Below are 506 nucleotides of genomic sequence, written 5' to 3'. Positions count from 1 at the left end.
AGACACCACTACCACAAACTGACCATCTCTAATACACTGGACAGTTACCGCCCTCCCATAGAAACACTGCTGTGCATTAAAGCAGCAGTTAATAGCTTCACACTCAGCTCTACTGATCCCAGGTAGACCACATTGGATCTGCTCTGAATCAGCTACAGCACATTTATCAAGGGGATCTGCCTGCACTACTGGCTTCTGAAGTGGAAACTGCAGTTTAGGTTGTTTAACTGGCTTCTGAAGTGGAAACTGCTGGTAAGTTGGTTGTTGAACCGGCTTCTGAAGCGAAAACTGTGGTTTAGGTTGTTGTTGAACTGGCTTCTGAAGTGGAAACTGCTGGTAAGTTGGTTGTTGAACCGGCTTCTGAAGTGGAAAATGCTGAGGAACCTGCTGGTTACTTGGTTGTTGAACTGGCTTCTGAAGCGGAAACTTCTGGGTCATCAGAGATTGAACATCCTGAAGCGATTTACTCCAGTGTGGAACAGCCTGACAGAAAGCACAAACCAGCA

Annotated in this window: 1 protein-coding gene; it reads right to left on the bottom strand. The window is 46.4% G+C overall.

Annotated features, from left to right (window positions below; all coding sequences use genetic code 11):
• On the bottom strand, window positions 1–438 hold a 438-nt coding region (locus tag DK870_RS29280), incomplete at its 3' end, for a hypothetical protein (protein ID WP_256679958.1).
• Window positions 439–506: the final 68 nt, after the last annotated feature.

Origin of the sequence: Pseudomonas sp. Q1 (assembly GCF_009935975.1) — a bacterium.
In the GTDB taxonomy this organism is placed as follows: Bacteria; Pseudomonadota; Gammaproteobacteria; order Pseudomonadales; family Pseudomonadaceae; genus Aquipseudomonas; species Aquipseudomonas palleroniana.
This window is presented reverse-complemented; position numbering and strand designations above follow the sequence as displayed.